Origin of the sequence: Bacillus sp. B2-WWTP-C-10-Post-4 (genome assembly GCF_009183805.1) — a bacterium.
Lineage (GTDB): Bacteria > Bacillota > Bacilli > Bacillales > Bacillaceae_G > Bacillus_A > Bacillus_A cereus.
Genome location: NZ_WEII01000055.1, coordinates 1 through 6,293, shown reverse-complemented (window position 1 = coordinate 6,293; position 6,293 = coordinate 1). Strand labels below are relative to the sequence as shown.

The window sequence follows — 6,293 nt, the reverse complement described above, 5'->3', positions numbered from 1 at the left end:
TTTACACCCTCTTCTTTGTTAATTTAAGTAATACTTTGCTCAAGCTTTCTTCCGTAAGATCCTCTGCATCAGCAAAATCTGATATCGTAAAAGCAGACTCTGTTGTTGGTTTATTTATAAGTTGACGAAGATGCCTCAACATACCATCTGCTATCACTTGAATTTTTAATTTAGAAAACTGTTCCCTACTATACATCCAAATAAAATGTAACTTTTCATCTTTCACCATTCCGATAACATCAATTAGATGAGATGGTTTGGAATCTGGAGCATGATCTAAAAATGTAAATCCTGTCTCTTGCATAAACAAAGAGTCCCTTGAAAACACCTGATCAAATTGGCCCAAATAGTTAAAGCTTATTGAAGGCTTTTGCTGATAAAACGGAAGTAATCCTTTATTCAAGTAACGTAAAATACCATAGTCAACTCCGCGATTTGGGATTCGACGCAATTGCTCTTTGACTGCCTTTAACCCTTCAATAGGTGTCTGAGTTCCTTGAAAATTGAGATGAACGGGATAAATACTCGTGAACCAGCCCACTGTCCTTGATAAATCAATACCTTCAATCATCTCTTCTCTCCCGTGTCCTTCTAGATGAATAGAAACGGTTTGCTGATTTGTACAATCGACGATAGCTTGTCCTAATGCCGTTAATAGTACCTCATCAATCCTTGTCTTATGAGTGACTAGAACTTCGTGAAACAATGCTTGTGTTTCTTCTATTCCTAAAGTCCCCGTCACTTGATCAATCGATTCTTCTGTCGTTTCTTGTATTGGATAGTCCATTGGAATTTTCATCGTTTCTTTTTCTACTTGTTCATTCCAATAATCCTTTACTTCTTTTGAAATACCCGAATCACTGTATGTCTGAAGTCGTTCAGACCATTCTTTAAAAGATGTACTTTTCGCAGGTAAGCGAATTTCTTGACCTTGTTTCATCTGGTTATATACCACCTGTAAATCTTCCAATAGAATCCTCCATGACACTCCATCTACTACTAAATGATGTATCACCCAGAATATTCGATCATTTTCAGTCAAGTTATCTTCAAAGTACACTACTTTCATTAACGGACCAGTAATTAAATTGAAACTAGCTTGATGAATATTCATCTCTTCTTGTATTATTTTATTCCACTCTTTTTCATTAACTTGATTCCGTTTTACAACATGGAGTACTGACAGCTCATCAGCCCCTTCATTTCTCTGCCTCCACGTTCCGTTTGGTAACTGTTCGTACCGGAAACGTAAAGCATCATGATGTTTCAGTAAATTTAATATCGCTCCCTCTAGTAATTTCACATCCAATCTTTCTTTTACTCTTAAAAGCATTGATTGATTCCAATGCTCTGTATGTGGATGTTCTTGCTCGAAGAACCAGCGCTGAATTGGAGTAAGAGGCACATCACCTATCACAATTCCCTGCTCCGCTTGTACTCCCTGCGTTTCTATAGCCACTTGTGCCAGCTCAGCGATAGTTGGGCATTCAAACATTTGCTTTGGAGTAAGTTTTAACCCCACTTGACTTGCTTGAGATATGATTTGAATACTGAGAATCGAGTCGCCACCAATTTCAAAGAAATTATCATAGATTCCCACCTTTTTAACACCTAATACTCTCTTCCAAATGGTAGTTAGTATCTGCTCGTTACTATTCCGAGGGCCAACACATTCACTATTAATCTGCGTTTCCTCCGGCATAGGTAAGGCCTCACGATCAACTTTACCGTTAGCTGTAAGTGGAATAGCTTCCATCGCCACAAATCCCGAAGGAACCATATAACTTGGTAGTTTCGCTTTAAGATACTCTCTCCACGCATCTACATTTCCATCTCCTACAACATATGCTACTAATCGTTTATCGCCTGGCTGATCTTCTCTTACAATTACAACTACCTCTTTTACATATGCATATGTATGTAAAGTAGACTCAATTTCCCCAATCTCAATTCGGAAACCACGTATTTTAACCTGATGATCAATTCTTCCACGATAATCTAGATTCCCATCTGGCAAATACCTCGCTAAGTCTCCTGTCCGGTATAATCTTGCTTTCAGATCACTACTAAATGGATGAGATATAAAACGCTCTGCTGTTAATTCAGGTCTATTTAAATACCCACGTGCAAGCCCTGCCCCGCCAATATAAAGTTCACCATCAACACCTATAGGAACAGGTTGTTGATAAGCGTCTAGTATATACACTTCTAAATCGGGAATCCGCTTTCCAATATTACTTCTTAAAGCCTGCTGCACATCATCTAAAGTAATTGGATAATATGTAACATGAACTGTAGTTTCTGTAATTCCATACATATTAATTAACTGTGGGTTTTTCTCCCCATACCTTTGAAACCACGGTAACAAGCTAGTAGGTTCTAACGCTTCTCCGCCAAATATGACATAACGCAGCTGCAAATTTTTATTCTCATCTTCTTGTTCACACACTTGTATTAATTGTCGAAATGCGGAAGGTGTCTGATTTAGAACTGTGACTTCTTCCTCCACCAATAATTGATAAAAATCCTTAGGTGATCGACTAATCCAGTACGGAACAACAACTAATTTTCCACCATATAATAATGCTCCCCAAATTTCCCATACTGAGAAATCAAATGCATACGAATGAAAAAGCGTCCAAGTATCTTTTTCATTAAACTGATACCAACAATCCGTCGATTTAAATAACCGAATGACATTGTGATGCTCTATCATAACGCCCTTTGGATTTCCCGTTGATCCCGAAGTATAGATTACATATGCCAGATTTTGGGGACCGACACCAGAAACCGGCAAAGTCTTACTTTCTTTCCCAATCTCATCTTGATCACGATCCAGGCAAATCGACTCAACATTTTCTGGTAACCAGTTCAATTCTTTTAAACTTTCTTGCGTTACGAATAACTGAATGCTAGCATCTTCTAAAATATATTGAAGTCGTTGCTCTGGATATGTTGGATCAAGTGGGACATAAGCCCCACCAGCCTTCAAAATCCCTAAAATACCTACAATCATCTCGTGGGAACGTTCAACGCACAGTCCAACTAAAGTATCAGGTCCTACTCCTTTTTTCTGCAGATAATGAGCTAACTGGTTTGCACGTTCATTAAGTTCCTTATAAGTAATTTTTTCTTTTTCATACGTAACTGCAATAGCATTTGGATAAATCATCGCTTGCCGTTCGAACATTTCATGAATAGTTACTTGAGGCGGGACATCCAGTTTAGGATTGTTGAACTCAACTAAACTTTTTCTTTTATCCTCCTCAGAAATGATTTCTATTTCAGCCACCTTCTGCTTTGGGTTTTCAAAAATATTTTCCAGTATCACTAGCATAACGTTAAAGAATCGTTCTATCTCTTCCTTAGAAAATAGCTCCTCACGATAATCAATATGTACATGTAAAGAGTCTATATCAATTAGATTTTCAATATGCACTGCAAAATCTTGTACTTCTTCACGGTTTGGAATCCATAGTGAGTCACCACTTTCATCACGATCCCTATAATCAATCGTAGTTCCGAAAAGTCTCACATTACTGTTATTCTCTTTATTAATCTGCTTTAATAACAAATCAAATGGATATTTCTGGTGTCTTAATGATTTACTTTGTTTTCTGGACACCCTACTAATAAATGAAAGTACTTCTTCTTCTGGATCAATATCCATTCTTAAAGGAACTGTACTCACCATCATTCCAATCAATTTTCGTTCCATTTTAGTCATACGGTTGCCGTAAGCCATTCCTAAACCAATATCAAGCGATGAGGTCCACCGATACATGGACAACGAGAAAGCAGCAACAAAAAGGGTGTATAAACTAAATTTGTAATCTTCAGAAAATTTTTCTATCTTTCTCTTCAAATGCTCCGTTAATATAAACGTCTCACGTGATGCTTTGGTACTAACTTGGTACGTATTATAAGGCTTCAATCCAGTCACAGATGGCAGTGTTTTAAATTCCTCTAGCCAAAATTTTTGATCTTTTTGAAAGCGACTACTATTCAAGTATGTTTGTTCATTGGTCAGAAATTGAACATATGAATTTTTAATTTCGCCTTCCTCATTCTCGTTATGCATGTCATAATAATATTTTGCAATCTGCTCAGTAAATATTTGAATTGATAAACCATCCATAATAATATGATGAACATTTCCAAAGACTGCACATTCATTATCGTTTAATTTTATTAAAGCGAAATAGTATAAATTTGAATTAAATAATGTAAACGTTTCTTTTGTTTTCTGCTCAATCCATTCCTCAAGCAAATTTGTATTCTCCACATTACTGAAATCAAAAAACTCAAATTCTTGTTCTTCATGTTTAGTAAAATATTGTTTCGGTTCTTGATGCCCATTTTCTTTTAACCTAATGCACAGACCGTCATTTTCACTGATAACGCGATTCACAACTTGGTTTAAATTTGAATAGTTCATTTTTCGATGAAGTTTAAATAAAAATCTTAAATTACATATTCCTTTATCAGAATGAACAACTTCTGTATACCATATTCTTCGCTGCGGGTGGCTTAATGGATAACATTCCTCATTGGTCATAAAAATCTTCCCTTCAAAAATTATTTGCTCTTATAGGTTCGTGTTTATGTTTAGCCCATAAATATTTCTGCAGTGAAACTCCAATTACTCCAATAATAACAAGCCCAATCCCTCCATAAACATAGAGTTGAGTTACTCCAAATAAATGCACTAATGGGCCACTCATAGCAGGGGAAATAATTAAAACTGCGTTTGTTAAACTGCTTTGTATACCAAATACTCTTCCTACTTGATCTTGATCGGATTCTATTTGTAATATGACTTGATTAGATACAAGCATCAGCCCACTTCCAATACCAGCGATAAAACTAATTAAATAGGCTAAAACGAAGACCGTACCGGGCGTTATCAAACCAATCCCCCCAAAACCAATTCCCATTAAAACCATACCTCCACATACTACCCAGCCATATTGAAATTGTTTTAATTTCTGAGTTAGTAATGCACCAAGTATTCCGCCAAGACCAATAATAGAAATGATATATCCCATTTTACTTTTATCATGTGGGAATAAGCTCTTAAATAAAGTTGGGAATTGTGAGTCTACTAATTGTAATACTGCCATAGCTATTGTAACGAAAATCATGGTTGATAATATTATCCGATTAGATAACACATAACCCCACCCTTGTACCCAAGCGGTCCAAGTACTTTGTTTTTGCTTTTCAACAAATTCTTTCGATATAGTTTCTTTAAATTTTATTGTGGGTATGAGAACTAAGGTAGCTAATAAACAACTTATAGCTCTTATAATGAGGCAGAACTCTGGTTGAAACCAACTCAGCAACATGCCCCCTATAAGTGGACCTACTATCTTTGTACCCTGCTCTACTATTCCGTTGATACTTACTGCTTTAGTAAGCAAGTCCGGGGATACAATCTGTCTTGTTAGTGTTTGCTGTGCAGGATAATAGAAAACAATAAAAATGGAACGAATCATTAATGCCACTAAGAGCCAGTGGATATCTTGTACAAATAAAAGAGCAATTGTTATTAAACCAACCATTAGATTACAGAACATCATAATTGGAATTTTTCTAAAACGATCTGCAATAACACCTGCCCATGAGCCAAAAATAATTCCAGGAAGTGCATATGCAACAGGAATCAATCCAATCATAGTAGGATCTACTTCCCATTCAAACCCAACTATAGTCATAATCGCTAACATATCAATAAAAACACCAAGCATAAGCAATGAATAGGCAGAGAAAACTTGTAAATAAACCCTATTTCCTAATAGGCCTTTTGAATCAGTAGTTTTCATAAAAGCAAGCTCCTTAGGTTACTAATATAAACGCTTTTGCGTATAAGGTACCTCTTTATTAAACTTAATTAATCATTATTGACATTTCACCTAGAATTTAACTTCGTCAAAACTCAAACCACTCTTGTTTTTCATATATTTAAAATAGTCAGACAAACGAAAGCGTACCTATTTCTTCATTTTTATATCAACTGTTACAAAATATATCTTTACCTTACACTAATAACAGCTAAACGTTTCCTTAATATAACCCTTTACAGTCGTTTGCACATTCAATTCACATCCTTTTTAAAGTTGGCTTTTTTCTATCTCAAATACTATCACACAAATATTTCACCTACTATATTCATAAAGTTGAAATATTTGAATCAGAAAATTCGGATAAAAAACTAAATCCACAAATCATACCAAACAATTATTTAGTTATATTGTCATTTTATAGATAGCTTTAGCCATAAGGATATCAAG

2 protein-coding genes are annotated in these 6,293 nt (G+C 35.5%); both read right to left on the bottom strand.

Annotated elements, in window-relative coordinates; genetic code table 11:
- Window position 1 precedes the first annotated feature (1 nt).
- Window positions 2–4,558, bottom strand: a complete 4,557-nt coding sequence (locus GBN78_RS19525; RefSeq protein WP_152127626.1) for a non-ribosomal peptide synthetase — start codon at window positions 4,556–4,558, stop codon at window positions 2–4.
- 13 nt (window positions 4,559–4,571) lie between these two features.
- Window positions 4,572–5,825 carry an MFS transporter gene (locus GBN78_RS19520; RefSeq protein ID WP_000858613.1) on the bottom strand — a complete coding sequence of 418 codons (1,254 nt, stop codon included), beginning with the start codon at window positions 5,823–5,825 and terminating at the stop codon, window positions 4,572–4,574.
- Window positions 5,826–6,293: the final 468 nt, after the last annotated feature.

Coding starts and splice junctions, on each gene's coding strand:
- GBN78_RS19525 (WP_152127626.1), bottom strand. CDS start 4,558: ATGACCAATGAGGAATGTTATCCATTAAGCCACCCGCAGCGAAGAATA.
- GBN78_RS19520 (WP_000858613.1), bottom strand. CDS start 5,825: ATGAAAACTACTGATTCAAAAGGCCTATTAGGAAATAGGGTTTATTTA.